General features: G+C 56.9%; 16 protein-coding genes. 7 read left to right on the forward strand and 9 right to left on the reverse strand.

Going from position 1 to position 20,695, the window contains the following annotated elements:
* Nucleotides 1–63: 63 nt before the first annotated feature.
* From eno to AAZT04_RS20275, 4 genes are all read left to right on the forward strand, one after another.
* Entirely contained in the window at nucleotides 64–1,359 is a 1,296-nt protein-coding gene (gene eno, locus AAZT04_RS20260; RefSeq protein ID WP_020825242.1) for a phosphopyruvate hydratase, read from the forward strand.
* Between the two features lie 297 nt (nucleotides 1,360–1,656).
* On the forward strand, nucleotides 1,657–2,847 hold the full coding sequence (locus AAZT04_RS20265) for an NAD(P)/FAD-dependent oxidoreductase (RefSeq protein WP_048762943.1): 1,191 nt from the start codon (nucleotides 1,657–1,659) through the stop codon (nucleotides 2,845–2,847).
* A gap of 10 nt (nucleotides 2,848–2,857) precedes the next feature.
* Nucleotides 2,858–3,229 carry a hypothetical protein gene (locus AAZT04_RS20270; RefSeq protein ID WP_020825244.1) on the forward strand — a complete coding sequence of 124 codons (372 nt, stop codon included), beginning with the start codon at nucleotides 2,858–2,860 and terminating at the stop codon, nucleotides 3,227–3,229.
* A 46-nt stretch (nucleotides 3,230–3,275) separates the two neighbouring features.
* The gene (locus AAZT04_RS20275) at nucleotides 3,276–4,466 is read left to right on the forward strand and encodes a methionine gamma-lyase (RefSeq protein WP_020825245.1); all 1,191 of its coding nucleotides are present in this window, start codon (nucleotides 3,276–3,278) and stop codon (nucleotides 4,464–4,466) included.
* Between the two features lie 34 nt (nucleotides 4,467–4,500).
* On the opposite strand, the gene AAZT04_RS20280 is transcribed toward AAZT04_RS20275, so the two are convergent.
* The 8 genes from AAZT04_RS20280 to AAZT04_RS20315 all read right to left on the reverse strand — a co-directional run bounded on the left by AAZT04_RS20280 (nucleotide 4,501) and on the right by AAZT04_RS20315 (nucleotide 15,354).
* On the reverse strand, nucleotides 4,501–6,024 hold the full coding sequence (locus AAZT04_RS20280; RefSeq protein ID WP_434681536.1) for an HAL/PAL/TAL family ammonia-lyase: 1,524 nt from the start codon (nucleotides 6,022–6,024) through the stop codon (nucleotides 4,501–4,503).
* A 10-nt stretch (nucleotides 6,025–6,034) separates the two neighbouring features.
* On the reverse strand, nucleotides 6,035–6,892 hold the full coding sequence (locus AAZT04_RS20285) for a quaternary amine ABC transporter ATP-binding protein (protein WP_053090385.1): 858 nt from the start codon (nucleotides 6,890–6,892) through the stop codon (nucleotides 6,035–6,037).
* A 5-nt stretch (nucleotides 6,893–6,897) separates the two neighbouring features.
* Nucleotides 6,898–7,743, reverse strand: a complete 846-nt coding sequence (locus AAZT04_RS20290) for an ABC transporter permease (RefSeq protein WP_048762945.1) — start codon at nucleotides 7,741–7,743, stop codon at nucleotides 6,898–6,900.
* A gap of 67 nt (nucleotides 7,744–7,810) precedes the next feature.
* Nucleotides 7,811–8,776 carry an ABC transporter substrate-binding protein gene (locus AAZT04_RS20295; RefSeq protein WP_048762946.1) on the reverse strand — a complete coding sequence of 322 codons (966 nt, stop codon included), beginning with the start codon at nucleotides 8,774–8,776 and terminating at the stop codon, nucleotides 7,811–7,813.
* Between the two features lie 52 nt (nucleotides 8,777–8,828).
* Nucleotides 8,829–10,220: an amino acid permease gene (locus tag AAZT04_RS20300; RefSeq protein ID WP_048762947.1), complete on the reverse strand. Its 1,392-nt coding sequence runs from the start codon at nucleotides 10,218–10,220 to the stop codon at nucleotides 8,829–8,831.
* A gap of 100 nt (nucleotides 10,221–10,320) precedes the next feature.
* Nucleotides 10,321–11,856: a histidine ammonia-lyase gene (gene hutH / locus AAZT04_RS20305; protein WP_020825250.1), complete on the reverse strand. Its 1,536-nt coding sequence runs from the start codon at nucleotides 11,854–11,856 to the stop codon at nucleotides 10,321–10,323.
* Nucleotides 11,853–13,544 (reverse strand): urocanate hydratase, encoded by a 1,692-nt coding sequence (gene hutU / locus AAZT04_RS20310; RefSeq protein WP_020825251.1) that lies wholly within the window; start codon nucleotides 13,542–13,544, stop codon nucleotides 11,853–11,855. The genes hutH and hutU overlap by 4 nt, the downstream gene beginning before the upstream one ends.
* A gap of 463 nt (nucleotides 13,545–14,007) precedes the next feature.
* Nucleotides 14,008–15,354: an MFS transporter gene (locus AAZT04_RS20315; protein WP_048762512.1), complete on the reverse strand. Its 1,347-nt coding sequence runs from the start codon at nucleotides 15,352–15,354 to the stop codon at nucleotides 14,008–14,010.
* Between the two features lie 321 nt (nucleotides 15,355–15,675).
* On the opposite strand from AAZT04_RS20315, the gene queE reads away from it, so the two are divergent.
* Nucleotides 15,676–16,347 carry a 7-carboxy-7-deazaguanine synthase QueE gene (queE, locus tag AAZT04_RS20320; RefSeq protein WP_434681494.1) on the forward strand — a complete coding sequence of 224 codons (672 nt, stop codon included), beginning with the start codon at nucleotides 15,676–15,678 and terminating at the stop codon, nucleotides 16,345–16,347.
* Nucleotides 16,348–16,376: 29 nt separating this feature from the next.
* Here the strand turns inward: queE and queD are convergent, their stop codons facing one another.
* Nucleotides 16,377–16,736: a 6-carboxytetrahydropterin synthase QueD gene (queD, locus tag AAZT04_RS20325; RefSeq protein WP_020825254.1), complete on the reverse strand. Its 360-nt coding sequence runs from the start codon at nucleotides 16,734–16,736 to the stop codon at nucleotides 16,377–16,379.
* Between the two features lie 437 nt (nucleotides 16,737–17,173).
* Between queD and cysJ the strand changes: the two genes are divergently transcribed.
* Together cysJ and cysI are read left to right on the forward strand one after the other, a co-directional pair.
* On the forward strand, nucleotides 17,174–18,973 hold the full coding sequence (cysJ, locus tag AAZT04_RS20330) for an NADPH-dependent assimilatory sulfite reductase flavoprotein subunit (RefSeq protein ID WP_434681497.1): 1,800 nt from the start codon (nucleotides 17,174–17,176) through the stop codon (nucleotides 18,971–18,973).
* Complete coding sequence (cysI, locus tag AAZT04_RS20335; protein ID WP_174573751.1) at nucleotides 18,973–20,688, forward strand: assimilatory sulfite reductase (NADPH) hemoprotein subunit; 1,716 nt, start codon at nucleotides 18,973–18,975, stop codon at nucleotides 20,686–20,688. The genes cysJ and cysI overlap by 1 nt, the downstream gene beginning before the upstream one ends.
* Nucleotides 20,689–20,695 lie beyond the last annotated feature (7 nt).

Here is a 20,695-nt window from a genome sequence, read left to right on the forward strand (position 1 = left end):
CGCGGTGAGAACCGCGCGCTGTTTGTCTGGAGTTTTAGTTTAACTTGTACTGAGGAAAACCTAATGTCCAAAATCGTTAAAGTCATCGGTCGTGAAATCATCGACTCCCGCGGTAACCCGACTGTTGAAGCCGAAGTGCATCTGGAAGGCGGTTTCGTAGGTCTGGCTGCTGCGCCGTCAGGTGCTTCTACCGGTTCCCGTGAAGCACTGGAACTGCGTGACGGTGACAAGTCTCGTTTCCTGGGTAAAGGCGTACTGAAAGCCGTTGCTGCAGTAAACGGCCCGATCGCTCAGGCAGTATTGGGCAAAGATGCCAAAGACCAGGCTAACATCGACAAGATCATGATCGACCTGGACGGTACTGAGAACAAATCCCAGTTCGGCGCTAACGCCATTCTGGCGGTTTCCCTGGCAGCGGCTAAAGCGGCTGCAGCTTCCAAAGGTATGCCGCTGTATGAGCACATCGCTGAGCTGAACGGCACTCCAGGCAAATTCTCTATGCCACTGCCTATGATGAACATCATCAACGGCGGCGAGCACGCTGACAACAACGTCGACATTCAGGAATTCATGATTCAGCCGGTTGGCGCGAAAACCCTGAAAGAAGCCGTTCGCATCGGTTCTGAAGTTTTCCATCACCTGGCGAAAGTGCTGAAGGCCAAAGGCCTGAACACCGCTGTAGGTGACGAAGGCGGCTACGCACCAAACCTGGGTTCCAACGCCGAAGCGCTGGCTGTTATCGCTGAAGCGGTAAAAGCAGCAGGCTACGAGCTGGGCAAAGACGTGACCCTGGCGATGGACTGTGCGGCTTCCGAGTTCTACAAAGACGGTAAATACGTCCTGGCCGGCGAAGGCAACAAAGCCTTCACTTCCGAAGAGTTCACTCACTTCCTGGAAGAGCTGACCAAACAATATCCAATCGTGTCTATCGAAGACGGCCTGGACGAATCTGACTGGGATGGTTTCGCATACCAGACCAAAGTGCTGGGCGACAAAATCCAGCTGGTGGGCGACGACCTGTTCGTTACCAACACCAAGATCCTGAAAGAAGGTATCGAGAAAGGCATCGCTAACTCCATCCTGATCAAATTCAACCAGATCGGTTCTCTGACCGAAACTCTGGCTGCTATCAAGATGGCGAAAGACGCAGGCTACACCGCGGTGATCTCTCACCGTTCAGGTGAAACCGAAGACGCAACCATCGCCGACCTGGCTGTGGGTACTGCGGCTGGCCAGATCAAAACCGGTTCTATGAGCCGTTCTGACCGCGTTGCTAAGTACAACCAACTGATCCGTATCGAAGAAGCGCTGGGTGCACGCGCTCCGTTCAATGGCCTGAAAGAAGTTAAAGGTCAGTAATAACGGTTTGGTTCGTTGCTAAATGAAACCCGCTCCGGCGGGTTTTTTTATCACTGGTTATTTACATAAGTGATAGTGAGTTATTTATTATTATTGAACTAATATCGTATTATCTGTTTTTTAACTTGATGTATTAATTATAATAATAAAATTCCTATTTTATATATTCTCTTTTCTATTGCTTTATATTTTTTCGTTACTAGACTGCCAGTAAGGCAGAAGAATTAAGCCTGTATTCCTGCCTCCATTCGTTTCCCTAAAAATTGCCGAGCCGTGACTCGGCTGGGTGAGGGTTTGATGCGAAACAGGATTGTGATAGTCGGTGGGGGTACCGGAGGGACCATATTGGCCAATTTACTGGCCACGAAATTACATCGGGAAATATTGAATAATAAAGTTGAGTTATTGATGATTTCGGATTCTCCGATTCATTATTATAAACCCGCTTTTATGTACGTTGCCTTTAACGCTTTTTTCAAACAGGAATTAACCCGCTCACAGCAAAGTCTGCTGCGTCCGGAAATTCAGTTTATTGTCGATAAAGCGGAGCGCTTTGATTTAACTCAGCGAGTGATCCATACCCGCAGTGGCAAACAGTACCCGTATGATTTTCTGGTGTTTGCCACCGGCTGCGTGCCCTGGCCGGAGCGTATCGAAGGGTTGGCGCAGGCAGGCGATCATTTTTACCAATATCAGGCCGCCCGCCAGCTGGCACAAAAGCTGTCGAGCATCGAAAAAGGCCGAATTTTTATCACCGTCTCCTTCCCCGAAACGCCCAATGTGCCGCACCAGTGCGGTATTGCCCCGATAGAAACCACCCTGATGCTCGATGATTACCTGCGTCGACGCGGAGTGCGTAAAGCGGTTGAAATTGTTTATACCTACCCCAGTGTTTCGCAGTTGCTGCGTAACTGCCTGTTTTTACAGCGTCCAACCGCAGAGGCCTTGCCCGGTATTTTCGCCGCGCGGGATATTCGCCATCAGCGCGGGTTTACTCTCAGCCGGGTGGATGAGCAGCAGAAAATCGCTTTTTCCGCCGAAGGTGAGCAGCAGCCGTTCGATATTTTGATGGCTACCCCACCTATCCGTGCGGTAGAGGCAGTGCGGAACACGGGGCTGAGCGAGGGGCATAACGGCGAAGGCTGGTTGCCGACCGACCATCAGACGCTGCAGGTCTACGGCCAACAAGGGGTCTATGTCATCGGCGATACGGTGGATTTGCCGGTCAGTAAGGCCGGTGGCTCCTGCCACAATCAGGCGCCGGTGATTGCCGACAATATCGTGGCGGAACTGAGGCTGGGCCAGACCGTTAGCCACTACGACGGCAAGGTGCAGGCCATTGCTCAAATGGGGCTGCAAGCCGGGATGCCGCTGGTTTACGACTACCGCAACGATGTGTTGCCGACGCCTTCAACCAAAGTCGGCGGCATGTTGCGCAACGGTTTTAATCGCGGACTCTACTGGGCGACGGTACGCGGGCTGATTTAACGGAGGGCCTATGAACGCATCTGAACATGAACCCCTGGCGGCTTTGCTGGAGAAGCTACAGCCGCTGCTGGCCGGCGGTCGGCTCGATAACGTGGTCGATCTGTTGTCGCTGCTGTCTGACCTGGTGGATATCGCCGATAACGCGCTGGTGGAAAAACTCTCCGGCGTCTTTGAAGGCCTGGTGGCTGCGGGATGGGAGGGCGGAATGGCGTTGAAAATGGCGCATACCGAGTTGCAGTTGGATCCCTCACCCGTCAATTTTCGTGCGCTGTACGCCTTGTTGCGGCAGCCGGATACCTTACTGGGCCTGATGCTGGTGCTGCGTACTTTGCAAATCGTTGGCCAGCGTATGCGCAGCAGCGCACTGCCCACGGACGTTTGAACGAACTAAGCATCATTGTTTTCACTCACTCAGGTAAGGAGTTGTCATGTCTGCCATCTTCAGGCAAGCCTTTGCAACACGCGCGATCCATCACGGTTACGATCCTCAGCAGTATCTGGGAGCGCTCTGTCCCCCGGTGTTTATGAGCTCGACCTTTACGTTCCCGACGGCGGAATATGGTGGTGCCTGCTTTGAAGGCACTGAGCCGGGGTATTTTTATTCACGCATCGCCAACCCGACCCTCAACCTGCTGGAACAGCGGATAGCCAATCTGGAGGGGGGCGAAGCTGCGGTGGCGTTTTCCTCCGGTATGGGCGCTATTACCGCCTGCTGCTGGACACTGCTCAATCCGGGCGACGAGCTGATCGTAGACGAGACGATTTACGGCTGCACCTTCAGTTATTTTCATCACGGATTGGCGCGCTACGGCGTGAAAATCACTCACGTCGACCTGACCCGCCCGGAGCGTCTGGCAGCGGCGATCGGCCCCCGGACCCGCATGGTGTATTGCGAAACGCCGGCCAACCCGAATATGCGGTTGGTCGATATTGCCGCAGTCGCCGAAATTGCTCACCGCCAACAGGCGCTGTTGCTGGTGGATAACACCTATTGCACCCCGTATCTGCAACGGCCGCTGGAACAGGGGGCTGATATAGTGGTGCACTCCGCAACCAAATACATCGGGGGGCATGGCGATCTGTTGGCTGGACTGGTGGTGACGCGGCAGGATTTGGCGCAGGACATCCGTTTAGTTGGGCTGAAAGACATGAACGGTGCGGTGCTGTCGGCTCAGGATGCGGCATTGCTGCTGCGCGGTTTGAAAACCCTGCCGTTGCGTATGGAACGCCATTGCGACAACGCCCAGCGTTTGGCGGAAATGCTGGCTCAGCATTCGGCGGTAGAACGTGTCTATTATCCCGGGCTGGAGGATTTTCCCCAGTATGAGTTGGCGCAGCGGCAAATGGCGCGGCCAGGCGGCATGCTGGCGTTTGAACTCAAAGGCGGCATGGCGGCGGGCATCCGCTTCCTCAATGCGCTGCGTTTGATCTTGCGCGCGGTCAGCTTGGGGGATTGCGAATCGCTGGCGCAGCATCCCGCCAGCATGACCCACTCGGCCTACAGCCCCGAAGAGCGGCAGCGTCACCATATCAGCGACGGGCTGATACGCTTGTCCGCCGGTCTGGAAGATCTTGGCGACCTGCAGGCCGATATCCGCCAGGCCTTGGCGCAAAGCTAGCTTTGATGCCCCACCCAGCGGGGAGGGGCAAGCGTTAATCTAGCGCAGGGGCAATTTCCACCAGCGCCTGTTCGTCCTGCAATAGCGCGGCGCTGCTGGCAATGTCGGGCGCCAACCAGCGATCCTGATGGTAAGGTTCTACCCTTTGACGCAGCAGTCGCCAGGCGCGCCCGGTACCTTCGCCGACGCGTTGCGGTTGCAAAAACTCGAAGGCCTGCGCCGCCAACAGATATTCAATCGCCAGGATCTGGTTAACGTTGGCCAACAGCTTATGCAGCCGCAATGCCGCACCGGTCCCCAGACTGAGGTGATCTTCCTGCAGCGCCGAAGTGACATAGTTATCCACTACGCAAGGCTGGGCCAGCTGGCGGTTCTCTGCGCACAGCGATGCCGCCACGTATTGAGCGATCATCATGCCGGAGTTGACGCCCGGCTCACTGACCAAAAATGGCGGCAAACCGCTGACCAGCGGGTTAATCAGACGATCGATGCGCCGTTCCGCAATACCGCCGAGTTCGGCGATAGCGATCGCCAACACATCGGCGGCCATCGCGACCGATTCGCCGTGCGGATTGGCCTGTGACATGATGCGGAAATTATCCGGTGTGCCAAGCAGCAGCGGGTTATCGGTGGTGCCGTTCAGCTCGGTTTCAATCTGTCGTTCGGCATGAGCCATCTGATCGCGGCAGGCACCGTGCACCTGTGGAATCGAGCGGATGCTCAGCGCATCCTGAGTGCGAATACCTTTGCTGGCGGCAATCACCTCGCTGCCGTGCAGTAGCGTCCGCAGATTGGCACCCACCCGTTGCATGCCTGGGTGCGGTTTCAACGCCAGTATTTCCTCGTCGAAGGCGGCAATTTGTCCGCGTAAAGCTTCAAAGCTCATGGCACCCAGCACGTCTGCCCAACGCGCCAGTCGCCAGGCGTCGGCCAGCGCCAGGCAGCTCAGTCCGGTCATGCAGGGCGTACCATTGACCAGACACAGGCCATCTTTGGCCCCGAGCGGTGGCAGCGTTATGCCTTCTTCCGCCAGCGCCTGAGCGGCGGCGACGATTTGCCCACGATAGCTGACCTCGCCGAGCCCGAGCAGGGCAACGCCGACGTGCGCCATATGGGTCAGATAGCCGACCGATCCCTGCGACGGCACCTGAGGCGTGACGCCGTGGTTAAGCAGCGCCAGCAGCGCCTCAACCACCGACCGGTGGATGCCGGATTTGCCATGGCTGTAGTTCACGATAGCGCAGCAAATAATGGCGCGGGTCTGTTCGTCGCTCAGCGGTGTACCTACCCCACAGGCGTGGCTCATCAAGGTATTGCGCGAAAGCTGTGCCAACTGTTCACCGTGCAGCGCCTGGTTACAGAGCGCACCCAGGCCGGTATTGACGCCGTAGGCGCGTTGTTCACTGGTGACGATTTGCTGAACGATAGCCTGTGCGTTCTCAATACGTGCCCAGGCCGCGTCAGACAGGCTGAGCTGCACCCTCTGGCGCGCCACCGCCACCACATCCTGCCAACGCAGCGGCTGGCGGTCGATCTCTACTGACGAAGGATAGTGCATTTGGGTTTCCTCAGGCATGGGCTACCCTCCTCGGGCGGGGCTTTTGCACATTTTCATCCAGCGCCAGACGGCGTTGCACGAAGCGGTTAACGTATTCGTCGGCCGGGTTGTTAAGAATGTCCTGCGGCGTGCCGACCTGGATCAGTTTGCCGTCCTTGAGGATCGCGATCCGGTTGCCGATGCGAACCGCCTCATCGAGATCGTGGGTGATAAATACCAGCGTTTTGTGCAGCTCTTTTTGCAGCGCCAGCAGTTGATCCTGCATCTCGGCGCGAATCAACGGATCCAGTGCGCTGAAGGCTTCGTCCAGCAAAATGATGTCGGTATCGGTGGCCAGCGCACGCGCCAGCCCGACGCGTTGGCGCATGCCGCCGGAGAGTTGATGCGGATAGGATTTCTCATAGCCCTTCAGCCCTACGGTGTTGATCCAGTGCAGCGCACGCTCCTGATACACCTCTTTATTCTCCCCCCGCACTTTCAGGCCGTAGCCCACGTTGTCCAGCACCGTTTTGTGCGGCAGCAGGCCAAAGCTCTGAAACACCATGCTGATCTTGTGGCGACGGAAGTGCTCAAGCTGTTTTTCGTCGTAGCGCAGGATATCTTCACCGTCTACCAGGATCTGGCCGCTGGTGGGATCGATCAGACGGTTGAAGTGACGTACCAAGGTGGATTTTCCCGATCCGGACAGGCCCATGATCACGAAGATCTCACCGGCTTCGATCGACATCGACAGATCGTGCACGCCGATCACGCAGTCCGTCGCGGCCTGCACTTCCTGCTTGGTTTTTCCTTGTTGGCTCAGTGCCAGCGCCGCCGCCGTTTTATGGCCGAAGATCTTGTAGACGTTTTTGATTTCTATTTTGTTCATCGGGGTTACCTCGCAACGGCGGTGTGGCCGTAAGCCTGAGTGATGCGATCAATGACCACGGCCAGAATGACGATAGCCAGCCCGGCTTCCAGTCCCAGCCCGACGTTCAGCGTCTGAATGCCCACCAACACGTCTTCCCCTAGCCCACGAGCGCCGATCATTGACGCGACCACTACCATCGACAACGACATCATGGTGGTCTGGTTGATACCGGCCATGATGCTCGGCAGCGCCAGCGGCAACTGGACGCCGAACAGCTTCTGCCAGCGGTTGGCGCCAAAGGCGGTGACGGACTCCATCACTTCTTTGTCCACCTGGCGGATGCCCAAATCGGTCAGGCGGATCAGCGGTGGTGTGGCATAGATCACCGTCGCCAGAATGGCCGGCACCTTGCCCAGGCCGAACAGCATCAATACCGGGATCAGGTAGACGAAGCTCGGCATGGTTTGCATCACGTCCATCAGCGGCATCATTACCGCCCGTACGCGATCGCTACGCGCCGCCAATATGCCTTGCGGAATGCCGATAATCACCGCCAGCAGCGTGGCGACCAGCACCAGCGCCAGGGTTTGCATCAATTTGTCCCACATCCCGGCGGTACCGACCAGCAGCAACAGGCCGACGATCACCAGGGTTGGCAGCCAACGGCGGGTGGCGTGCCAGGCCAGTAGCCCGACCACGGCCAGCATCACCCACCATGGGGTGGCGCGCAGCAGGCTTTCGAGGTGGATCACCGCCCACAGCAGGGTGTCGGAGATCTTGCGGAACATATCGCCATAGTTGGTGACCAACACGTCGACCCAGCGGTTGATCCAATCGGCGATGGAAAAGGTAAAGCGTTCTGGAAACATAAATTTTCCCCTGTCTGGCCCGAAACCTATCCGATTACGGGTGAGTGTTCACGGAATGCCAAAGCGCTTACAAGGAAGCCTCAATTTTTTTCGCTGCGTCTTCGCTGACCCACTGTTTCCAGATATCCGGGTGCTGCTTGAAGAACTCCAGCGCCAGCTTCTGGGAGCTGATGCGTTCCTTGCTCATGCGCGCCAGATTCTGATTAATCAGACTGAGCGGCAGATTCACTTTTGACAACACCTGTACCAGCTCAGGTGCCTGCTGGTTAAACACGCTGGAAATGCCGACCTTGATGTGGATATTCTTGTCCACGCCCGGTTCTTCCAGTTTCACCAGATCGAGCTGGCCCATGATTGGGGTAGGGGACCAATAGTAGAAGAGGATAGGTTCGCCGCGACGGTAGCTGGAAAGAATAGCGGTATCCAGCGCCGGGCCGGTGCCTGGGCGGAAGTTGGTGAATTTGTCGTCCAACTTGAATTTTTTCAGGATCGCGCTGTTGTCCAGTTCGCAGGTCCAGCCGGCGGGGCAGTTGTAAAAGCGGCCTTTGTCCGGCTCTTCCTGATCGCGAAACACTTGAACGTATTTCGCGAGGTCCGGGATGCTTTTCAGATCCGGCGCCAGCGGTTTCAACTTACGCTTGGCATCGCCTTCAATCACATAACGTGGCACGTACCAGCCTTCAACTGCGCCGACAATGGGGGCGCCGACGCTGACCGCTTTACCCGCTTTCTCGGCCTTGTTCCAGACCTCACTGCGGCCGATCCACTCTTCGGCGAAAATCTGAATGTCGTTGGTGCCGACCGCCTGCTCCATGGTGATGGAGTTGCCCGGCAGGGCGTCGGTTTTGCAGTCGTAACCCTTTTGCAGTACGTATTGCATCACGTCGGTCAGCAGCATGCCGCTTTCCCAGTTCAGTCCGGCGAACTTGACCGGTTTGCCGGATTCGCACCAGCCTGCTGCGCGTGCGGAGAGGCTGCCTGTCATCAGCCCGAGCGCGATCAGCGGTATCCATAATTTGTGTCGTGTTTGCATGGTGATACTCCACTTTAATGACGAAGAGCCCGGGAACGGCGGGCTCGTGAGACTAATACTGTGGTGAGGACGTGACGGGTGAACCCCCGCCTTTTTTACGTACCCACAACCAGTAAGCCAGGGTAAGGAAGGCTACCCACACCAACCCTACGTACAGGGCAATGCGGCTGTCTTCGAAGTAACCGAGCAGGCCGATGACGAACAGCATAAATATCGTCGCCAGTGCCGGTGCGACCGGCCACCAGGGAACCGGGAAGCTCAGTTTGCTGACCTCTTGCGGCGTCAGCGTGCGGCGCATGGCAATTTGTGACAGCAGGATCATCAGCCATACCCAAACGGTGGCGAAGGTGGCGATGGAGGCGATGATCATAAACACCTGTTTTGGGATCAGGTAATTGAGCACCACCCCCAACAGCAGGGCAATGGACATCACCAGCACCGTCATCCAGGGCACGCCGTTACCGGTCAGGCGAGTGAAGCTTTTGGGTGCCTGACCTTCCTGCGCCATACCGTACATCATGCGGCCGGCACCGAAGATATCGCTGTTGATGGCGGAAATGGCGGCGGTGATCACCACCACATTCAGCACGTTGGCGGCGGAACTGATGCCCAGATTGCTGAAGATCTCAACAAACGGGCTGCCGTTTTGGCCGATGCTGTTCCAGGGATAGATTGCCATCAACACCAGCAGCGTCAGCACGTAGAACAGCAGAATGCGAATCGGTACCGCATTGATCGCTTTCGGCAGCACCTTCGCGGGGTCTTTTGCCTCGCTGGCGGTAATGCCGATGATCTCAATGCCGCCGAAGGCGAACATCACCACCGCCAGCGAAGCAACCACGCCGCCGATGCCGTTAGGCATAAAGCCACCGTGCTGCCACAGGTTGCTGAGGCCGGTGGCGTGCTGAGCCTGACCGAAGCCAAACAGCATCACCGCCGCGCCGCCGATGATCATCGCGACGATTGCCGCCACCTTGATCAACGACAGCCAGAACTCCATTTCGCCGAACACTTTCACGCTGCACAGGTTGAGCGCGCCGATGAACATGATGATGCTGAGTACCCACACCCATTGGGCAACGTCCGGGAACCACAGCCCCATATAGATGCCGAAGGCGGTGACGTCCGCCAGGGCAACAATCACCATTTCGAAGGTATAGGTCCAGCCGGTGAGGAAACCGGCCAAGGGGCCAAGGTAGTGGCTGGCATAATGACCGAAGGAGCCGGAGACCGGCTGATGCACCGCCATTTCACCCAGCGCGCGCATTACCATAAAGACCGCCGCGCCGCCGACCAGATAAGCCAGCAGCACCGCAGGGCCAGCCAATTGGATGGCTCCCGCGGAGCCGTAGAACAGACCGGTGCCGATGGCCGAGCCGAGCGCCATAAAGCGGATATGCCGCGCGTTTAGTCCGCGTCTGAGTTGTGTCGTTTCGTTACGCATGTTGCTTCCCGTCGAGTTTTTACGGCAGAACAGGCACGCGCTATCCGCACCGGGTGGAACGCACCCGGTGGGACAGAACAAACTGCGTGGTAGGTTTTATTTATGCCTGACTAGGCAGCAGCGCCGAAGGCATCAGCGAGTTCAGATGACCGGCCGCCAACAGCAGGCTGGCGGCTTCAATGTCGGGGGCGAAGAAACGATCCTTGTCGTAATAACTGACTTGCTCGCGCAGTATACGGCGTGCCTGCTCCAGACTTTCGGTGGTTTTCAGGCCCTTGCGCAAATCCAACCCCTGGCAGGCCGCCAGCCATTCGACGGCCAGAATACCGCGCACGTTATCCGCCATTTCCCACAGACGGCGTCCTGCAGCCGGTGCCATCGAAACATGGTCTTCCTGGTTGGCGGAGGTCGGGATGCTGTCGACGCTGGCCGGATGCGCCAGCGCTTTGTTTTCGCTGGTCAGTGCCGCGGCGGTAACCTGGGCAATCATAAAGCCGGAGTTCACGCCGCCGTTGTCCACCAGGAAAGGCGGCAACTGCGACATGTGTTTATCCATCATCAGCGAGATGCGACGCTCGGACAGCGAGCCGATTTCGGCAAATGCCAGCGCCAGATTGTCGGCGGCCATTGCGACCGGTTCGGCGTGGAAGTTACCGCCGGACAGGACATCGCCCTGTTCTGCGAATACCAATGGGTTGTCGGACACCGCATTGGCTTCGACCTCCAGCACTTCGCTGGCTTGGCGGATCTGCGTCAGGCAGGCACCCATCACCTGCGGTTGGCAGCGCAGGGAGTAGGGATCTTGTACCTTTTCACAGTTGCGATGCGAGTCGGACACTTCGCTGCGTTCGCCCAGCAGATGACGGTAAGCGGCGGCGGCGTCGATCTGGCCACGTTGGCCGCGTACGGCGTGAATACGTGCGTCAAACGGGCTGCGAGAACCCAGAGCGGCTTCCACCGTCAGGCTGCCGGTGACCGTGGCTGCGGCGTACAGATCTTCCGCGTCAAACAGGCCGCGCAGCGCGAAGGCGGCGGAAACCTGGGTGCCGTTCAGCAGCGCCAGGCCTTCTTTTGCCGCCAGCGTGAGCGGCTTCAGGCCAGCTTTGGCCAGTGCCTCGGTGGCAGGCAGCCATTCCCCTTGATAGCGGGCCTTGCCTTCACCCAGTAGCACCAGACTCATGTGTGCCAGCGGAGCCAAATCGCCGGAGGCGCCCACGGAGCCCTTCAGCGGGATGTGCGGATAGACTTCGGCGTTGACCAAGGCCATCAGCGCCTGGATCACTTCCAGACGGATGCCGGAGAAACCGCGCGACAGGCTGTTGATCTTCAATACCATAATCAGGCGAACCAGATTGTCGTCGGTCGGTGCGCCAACGCCTGCGGCATGTGACAACACGATCGAACGTTGCAGGTTTTCCAGGTCTTCACGTGCAATGCGGGTAGACGCCAGCAGGCCGAAACCGGTATTGATGCCGTAGGTGGTGCGGTTTTCTTCGACAATGCGCTCAACGCAGGCCACGCTCTGCTGGATAGCGGCGTAGGCATTGTCGTCCAACGTCAGGGTCACCGGGTGTTGATAAACGTCGCGCAGTTGCGTCAGAGTCAGTTGGCCTGGGCGGATAGTCAGCGCTTTCATGCTTTGCCTCCTTGAGTCGCGGCCACCATCGGCAGGTTCAAACCTTGCTCACGGGCGCATTCAATCGCAATGTCGTAACCGGCATCGGCATGACGCATCACGCCAGTGGCAGGGTCATTATGCAATACGCGGGCGATACGTTCGGCGGCTTCGTCGGTGCCGTCACAAACGATAACCATACCGGAATGCTGCGAGAAGCCCATGCCGACGCCACCGCCGTGGTGCAGGGAAACCCAGGTCGCACCGCTGGCGGTATTGAGCAGGGCGTTAAGCAGCGGCCAGTCGGAAACGGCGTCCGAACCGTCCTGCATAGATTCGGTTTCGCGGTTCGGGCTGGCGACCGAGCCGGAGTCCAGATGGTCACGACCGATCACGATCGGTGCGGACAGTTCGCCACTGCGTACCATTTCGTTGAAAGCCAGGCCCAGCTTGGCGCGCTGGCCCAGACCGACCCAACAGATACGTGCCGGCAGGCCCTGGAAGCTGATGCGTTCGCGTGCCATATCCAGCCAGCGATGCAGATGCTCATCATCCGGGATCAGCTCTTTAACCATGGCGTCGGTTTTGTAGATATCTTGCGGATCGCCGGACAGTGCAGCCCAGCGGAACGGGCCGATGCCGCGACAGAACAGCGGACGGATATAGGCAGGCACGAAGCCTGGGAAATCGAAGGCGTTGTTGACGCCCATTTCTTTCGCCATCTGACGAATGTTGTTGCCGTAGTCGAAGGTCGGTACGCCCATTTTCTGGAACGCCAGCATGGCTTCGACGTGTTCAGCCATCGACTGCTTGGCGGCGGTCACCACCTGCGCAGGTTCGGTTTGTGCACGTTCGCGGTACTCTTCCCAGCTCCAGCCTTTTGGCAGATAGCCGTTCAGCGGATCGTGGGCACTGGTCTGGTCGGTGACCATGTCCGGGCGCACGCCACGGCGCACCAGTTCTGGCAGAATGTCTGCCGCATTGGCGCACAGGGCGATGGAGATGGCTTTGCCTTCGGCAGTGTATTTTTTAATGCGGGCCAGCGCGTCGTCCAGATCCGTCGCTTGTTCATCGACGTAACGGGTCTTCAGACGGAAATCGATACGGCTTTGTTGGCATTCGATGTTCAGTGAACAGGCGCCTGCCAGCGTAGCGGCCAGCGGTTGCGCGCCGCCCATACCGCCCAAACCGGCGGTCAGCACCCAGCGGCCCTGCAGGCTGCCGTCGTAATGCTGGCGGCCCGCTTCCACGAAGGTCTCGTAGGTGCCCTGGACGATGCCCTGGCTGCCGATATAGATCCAGCTGCCAGCGGTCATTTGGCCGTACATGGCCAGGCCTTTGGCGTCCAGTTCGTTAAAGTGTTCCCAGGTGGCCCAATGTGGCACCAGGTTAGAGTTGGCAATCAGTACGCGTGGCGCGTTGCTGTGGGTTTTGAATACCCCGACCGGTTTGCCGGACTGAACCAGCAGCGTTTCGTCTTCTTCCAACGTTTTCAGGGTGGCGACAATTTTGTCGTAGCAGTCCCAGTCACGCGCGGCGCGGCCAATACCGCCGTACACCACCAGCTCATGCGGGTTTTCCGCCACTTCCGGATCGAGGTTGTTCATCAGCATGCGCAACGGCGCTTCGGTCAGCCAGCTTTTTGCATTTAATTTTGTGCCGCGTGGCGCGCGTACATCGACATTGCGAACTTTGTTATTTGCAGTCACAGCATTTTCCTCAAACAGTATCGGTGCAGATCCCATGGTGCGGTGGGGTGAATCACCACGCCATAACAATGCGTAGGGTTTATTAACATATACTTGTATGTACAAGCATATGCAACACCGACCAGTGGGCGGCTAAAAAGGCATAAGAGAAAGTTATTTTTGTTTTAAATCAATATGATAGTTTCTGTTTTGACGCCTGAGCTATTAGGCTCGCACTGAAGAACAGTGAGCTATTCAACAAAAATGAATTAAAAATGGGTCATTTTTGAGCGGCAAATCACAATAAATTTACATACCCATTACAAGTTAGGGCGAGCGATAAAAAAGTCCTATCGCTGGAGGGGGTGAAGCCGTTGACAGAGTGCTGTGTTGTTTTGTGGTAGGGGCGCCGCATGCTGCGCCCAATAGCATAATCAATGGGTTAAATCGGGTCGAACATGTTCGACCCCTACCGGTTTAGCCCTTATACGGGTTTGTCAGCCGGTTGCAGCACTGCTCTTCGGGTCATTTTGAAAACTGTAGCGATGGCGGCGATCAGCGCCGGCACGCACAGGAACATCAAAATGCTCTGCACTTCCCATTGCATGGCCAGCAGCTGTGCCCCCATCATGGTGCCCGCCACGCCGCCAAAGCGGCCGATGCCCTGCATCCAGGCTATGCCGGTTGCGCGACTGTGGGTCGGGTAGAAAGTGGCCGCCAGCGTTTGCAGACCGGATTGCGCACCGTTCATGGTGATGCCCATCAGGAAGATAAACGTACCCAGCAGCACGATATGGCTGTCCTCGGTCGCCATTGCCACAATCAGCAGGGCGGTAATGACAAAGCCGCTCGACACCACTTTATGGGCATTCCAGCGGTCCATCAGCCAGCCGGCCACCAGAATGCCGAGCGTGCCGCCGAAGGTGAACAGCGAGGTCAAAATAGCCGACTGTTCCAGTTGATAGCCCAGCCCCTGCATTAGGATCGGCATCCAGCTCAGCAGCACGTAATAAATCACCAGGCCCATAAAGTACGTCAGCCACAGCATCAGCGTGCCGGTCAGATAAGGGCGGGTGAACAACAGGCCGACGCTGGTTTTGGACTGTGCCAATTTCTCTTCATACAGATAAAAGCGCGTCACGTTATCGAGATTCTGGCTAACAAAACGCTGGGCGATACGTTTGATTTTTGCCGCATCTTTGCCGCGGTTTACCATGTATTTCACCGATTCCGGCAGGAACAGGATCAACAATACCGTCAGCGCCAACGGAGCGATCGCGCCCAGCAACAGCACGCTATGCCAGCCATACGCCGGGATCAGCCAAGACGAAATCGCACCACCGCCGGCCGCACCCAGCGGGAAGCCGCAGTACATGGTGTTAATAGCCAACGAACGACAGCGTTGTGGCGCATATTCGGAAATCAGCGTGATGGCGTTCGGCATCGCCGCCCCTAATCCCAGGCCGGTGAGGAAGCGCCACAGCGTCAGGCTATTGAGCGAGCCGGCGTAGGCGGTAGCCAGGCTCGACAGGCCGAAGAACAGACAAGAAAACACCAGCACCCGTTTGCGGCCGATACGATCGGAAATCGGTCCGGCGACCAGAGCGCCAAGGGACAGGCCCAGCAGCGCGGCGCTCAGCACCGGGCCCAGATCCTGTTTAACAATGCCCCAGTCTTTGGCGACCGAAGGAGCGATATACCCCATGGCCGCCGTGTCAAAGCCATCAATGGCCAGGATCAGGAATCCCAAAATGATCAAGGTCCAGTGAAACAGCGAAAATTTGCTGTCATCGATGGCCTGCTGAATATTCAACTCGGTGGAATGAGCCATGGCAACCTCTAACGCAGATGTGATTGTGTGGATAAATCGCCGGAACTGATGCCCGGCTTGTGCTTGCCTGTATATACATCTGCGCGCAGGCGCTTTATGTCAAATATATTTATCTTATGCGTTAAATAAATGTTGTTTTTGCGAAGCAGATTACATCGTAAACACAAGGAGATTGCTCAGTAAGCAAATAAAATGAAGCGGATAGCCGGTGAGATACGCTGGCGAAGGCGGGTAGGATAAAATTTAATACAATTTCGCCCGTTTGGTCGCCGGGCTGGAATCTGCGATAATCCCTTTTTACCTTTCCAGATTGAGAAACCGATGCAGTACCCGATTAATGAAATGTTCCAAACCTTGCAGGGCGAAGGCTTTTTCACCGGCGTTCCAGCCATCTTTATTCGCTTGCAGGGCTGCCCGGTAGGATGCAGCTGGTGCGACACCAAACATACCTGGGAAAAGGAAGCCAATCGGGAAGTCGATATGCAGCGGATCCTGGTGAAAACCGAAGAGAGCGACGCCTGGGGCAGCGCCAACGCCGAGCAGCTGTTGGCGGTGATGCGTCAACAGGGTTATACCGCACGCCACGTGGTAATCACCGGCGGCGAGCCCTGCATCTATGATCTGACTCCGCTGACCCAGTTGCTGGAAGACAACGGGTACGGCTGCCAGATTGAGACCAGCGGCACCCACGAAATCTGGTGTTCGGCGAAAACCTGGGTGACGGTATCCCCCAAGGTGAATATGCGCGGCGGTATGAAGGTGTTGGATCAGGCTTTGCAGCGCGCTGATGAAGTGAAGCACCCGGTTGGGCGTGAGCGCGATATCGAAGCATTGGATGCGCTGCTGGCGACGCTGCATGATGAGAAGCCGCGTATTATCGCGCTGCAGCCGATCAGCCAGAAGGAAGAGGCGACTCGCCTGTGCATCGAAACCTGCATTGCGCGCAACTGGCGCCTGTCGATGCAGACCCATAAATATCTGAACATCGCATAAAATTCAGGGCGCCATTGGGCGCCCTTTCTTTAACCTTTATACACGCATCCCGCGGTACAGGTTTCTTTCACCATCACCGCAGTTAGCTCCGGCAACTGGGGTTTGAGCTGTTGCCAGATCCAGGCGGCAAGCACTTCGCTTGTGGGATTTTCCAATCCTGGAATATCGTTCAGATAATGGTGATCCAGGCGCTCCCAAATAGGGGAGAACACGGCTTTAAGCTCGGCGAAATCCATCACCCAACCGGTATGTGCATCCACTTCACCGGTTACTTCCAGACGCACCATAAACGAATGCCCGTGCAGACGGCCACATTTATGGCCCTCAGGTACGTGCGGCAAACGGTGTGCGGCTTCAAACTGAAAATCTTTAAACAGCGTGGTTGCCATTATTACGGCCTCGTTGACTCAAAAACCGCCGAAGTTTACCGGAAACGGAGCCTGCTTGCCATTTATACCGCTATGGTCTACCGCTGCTGTGGTCAATGCACGGTTAACACTTTTTTTGTTTGGTACCGACTGGACCTATCGGTTGGGGTAATGAGTGGTAAATGCGATTCATTCAAATAACGTTAAAAAAACAGCTTTATTTTCATGGTGATAAAAATCTCTGCTTAGCGCTTTAAGCACTATCCGTTACCAGAAAAACAGCTTAGTCATTTTGGTTATTAATTATTGCTATCCCTTATTTAATCGTTGCTATTGTGCTCGGTAACCTTACAAACTCTCCTGATCTTTTCAGGACCGCAGACTGAACGAAAAGACAGCGACTGACACTGGCGAGCACCTGGCTGGATAGGTGCCAAGTATAGGAAATAAGTACTGCAATGACGACTCAGGCTCCTCCAACATCGATGCTCCCGCTGACACCCGAACAGCTGGCGCGCCTGCAGGCGGCGATTGGTGAATATTCACCGACGCAGCTGGCGTGGCTGTCAGGTTATTTCTGGGGAATGGTTAATCAACAGCCTGGTGCGGTAGCCATTGCGCCGCCTGCAGCCGCTGCCGCCAGCATCACGCTGATTTCCGCCTCGCAGACCGGTAATGCTCGCCGCCTGGCGGAACAATTGCGCGACGATCTGTTGGCCGCCAAGCTGAGCGTCACGCTGGTTAATGCCGGCGACTACAAATTCAAGCAAATTGCCCAGGAACGTCTGCTGGTGATCGTCGCCTCCACCCAAGGGGAAGGTGAGCCGGCGGAAGAGGCGGTTGCCCTGCATAAATTCCTGTTCTCCAAGAAAGCGCCGAAGCTTAACGAAACCGCGTTTGCGGTCTTTGGCCTGGGGGACACTTCCTACGAAAACTTCTGTCAGTCGGGTAAAGATTTCGACGGCAAGCTGGCCGAACTGGGCGCTGAGCGTCTGGTCGAGCGGGTAGATGCCGACGTGGAATATCAGGAGCTGGCTACCGCCTGGCGTAAACAGGTGGTGGAGGTGTTGAAAGCGCGCGCACCGGCTGAAAACGCCGCACCGGGCGTGCTGGCCAGCGGTGCGATTGACCTGATCGACAGCAGCCCGTACAGCAAAGAACAGCCTCTGACCGCACAACTGGCAGTGAAGCAAAAAATTACCGGCCGCGCCTCAGACAAAGACGTGCGCCATATTGAAATCGACCTGGGTGATTCTGGTCTGCGTTACCAACCGGGCGATGCGCTGGGCGTGTGGTTCGATAACGACCCGGCACTGGTGGATGAACTGGTGCAACTGCTGTGGCTGAAGGGCGACGAACCGGTGGAAGTGGAAGGAAAAACCTTGCCGCTTTCGCAAGCGTTACGCAGCCATTTTGAACTGACGCAGAACACCGCGCTAATCGTCGATAAATACGCGGCTCTGTCGCGCGACGAGAAGCTGATTGGTTTGTTAGCGGATAAAGCCGCGCTGCAGCATTACGCGCACAACACGCCAATCGTCGACATGGTGCGACAGGCGCCAGCCGATCTTAACGCCGAGCAGTTGATTGGCCTGCTGCGTCCGTTGACGCCGCGCCTGTATTCCATCGCCTCGTCGCAAGCCGAGACCGAAAACGAAGTACACGTGACCGTCGGCGTGGTGCGTTACGACATCGAAGGGCGCGCCCGCGCAGGCGGTGCCTCTAGTTTCCTGGCCGATCGGCTGGAAGAAGATGGTGACGTGCGGGTGTTCATCGAACATAACGACAATTTCCGCCTGCCGGCCAACCCGGAAACTCCGGTGATCATGATTGGGCCAGGCACGGGCATTGCGCCGTTCCGCGCCTTTATGCAACAGCGTGATGCTGACGGTGCCGGCGGCAAGAACTGGTTGTTCTTCGGCAACCCGCACTTTACTGAAGACTTTTTGTATCAGGTCGAATGGCAGCGCTATGTGAAAGATGGCCTGCTGACCCGCATCGATCTGGCCTGGTCACGTGACCAGCAGCATAAAGTCTATGTCCAGGACAAATTGCGCGAACAGGGCGCGGAAGTGTGGCGTTGGATCCAGGAAGGCGCGCACATTTACGTCTGTGGCGATGCGAACCGCATGGCAAAAGACGTGGAAAACACATTACTGGAACTGGTGGCCGAGCACGGTGGCATGGATACCGAGCTGGCGGATGAATTTTTAAGTGAGCTGCGCCTTGAGCGCCGTTATCAGCGAGATGTCTACTGATGAGTGATAAACACCCGGGACCTCTGGTGGTCGAAGGCAAATTGGCCGATGCCGAGCGTTTGAAGAAAGAAAGCAACTTCCTGCGCGGCACCATCGCCGAAGACTTGAAGGACGGCCTGACCGGCGGTTTTAACGGTGACAACTTCCTGCTGATCCGCTTCCACGGAATGTACCAGCAGGACGACCGTGATATCCGCGCCGAACGCGCCGAACAGAAGCTGGAACCGCGCCACGCCATGATGCTGCGTTGCCGTCTGCCGGGGGGGATTATCTCCCCACAGCAGTGGCTGGGCATTGATAAGTTCGCGCAGGAAAGCACGCTGTACGGCAGCATCCGCATCACCAACCGTCAGACTTTCCAGTTCCATGGCATTGTGAAGGGCAACGTTAAGCCGGTTCACCAGCTGTTGGGTCGTCTGGGATTGGACGCGCTGGCTACGGCTAACGACGTCAACCGCAACGTGCTTTGCACCTCTAACCCGGTGGAGTCCGAGCTGCACCAGGAAGCCTACGAGTGGGCGAAAAAGATCTCCGAACATCTGCTGCCGCGTACCCGCGCCTATGCTGAAGTGTGGCTGGATCAGGAAAAAGTGGCGACCACCGACGAAGAACCGATCCTCGGGGCGACTTATCTGCCGCGCAAGTTCAAAACCACGGTGGTGATCCCACCGCAAAACGACGTCGATCTGCACGCCAACGACATGAACTTTGTCGCTATTGCCAAAAACGGCAAGCTGGTGGGCTTTAACCTGCTGGTAGGCGGCGGCCTGTCGATTGAACACGGCAACAAGAAAACCTATGCGCGCAAGGCCAGCGAATTTGGCTATATCCCGCTGGAGCACACGCTGGCGGTCGCCGAAGCGGTGGTAACCACTCAGCGCGACTGGGGTAACCGTACCGATCGCAAGAACGCCAAAACCAAATACACGCTGGAACGCGTTGGGGTTGATACCTTCCGTGCCGAAGTGGAAAAACGGGCCGGTATCACCTTTGAACCGATCCGCCCGTACGAATTTACCGGCCGCGGCGATCGCATTGGTTGGGTTAAAGGCATTGATAACCAGTGGCACCTGACGCTGTTTATCGAGAATGGTCGTCTTCTGGACTATCCGGGACGCCCGTTGAAAACCGGCGTTGCCGAGATCGCCAGGATCCACAAAGGGGATTTCCGTCTGACGGCCAACCAGAACCTGATCGTTGCCGGCGTACCGGAAAGCGAGAAGGCGAAGATCGAAACGATCGCTCGTGAACACGGATTGATCGACGACGGGGTCAGCGTGCAGCGTCAAAACTCGATGGCCTGCGTATCCTTCCCGACCTGCCCATTGGCGATGGCGGAGGCCGAGCGTTTTCTGCCGGCGTTCGTCACTAAAGTGGAAGGGATCCTGCATAGCCACGGTGTGGGTGACGAGCACATCGTATTGCGCATTACTGGCTGTCCGAACGGCTGTGGCCGCGCGCTGTTGGCGGAGATTGGCCTGGTCGGTAAAGCGGTTGGCCGCTATAACCTGCATTTGGGTGGCAACCGGGAAGGTACGCGTATTCCGCGCATGTACCGTGAAAATATCAACGAAGAAGAAATTCTGCGAGAGATTGACCAACTGGTGGGCCGCTGGGCCACAGAGCGTAACGCGGGCGAAGGCTTCGGTGATTTCACTATTCGCGCCGGGGTGGTCAAGCCGGTAATTGATTCGGCGCAGGATTTCTGGGACTGACGCCGTT

Source organism: Serratia sp. Je.1.23.a (assembly GCF_051129805.1).
Lineage (GTDB): Bacteria > Pseudomonadota > Gammaproteobacteria > Enterobacterales > Enterobacteriaceae > Serratia > Serratia liquefaciens.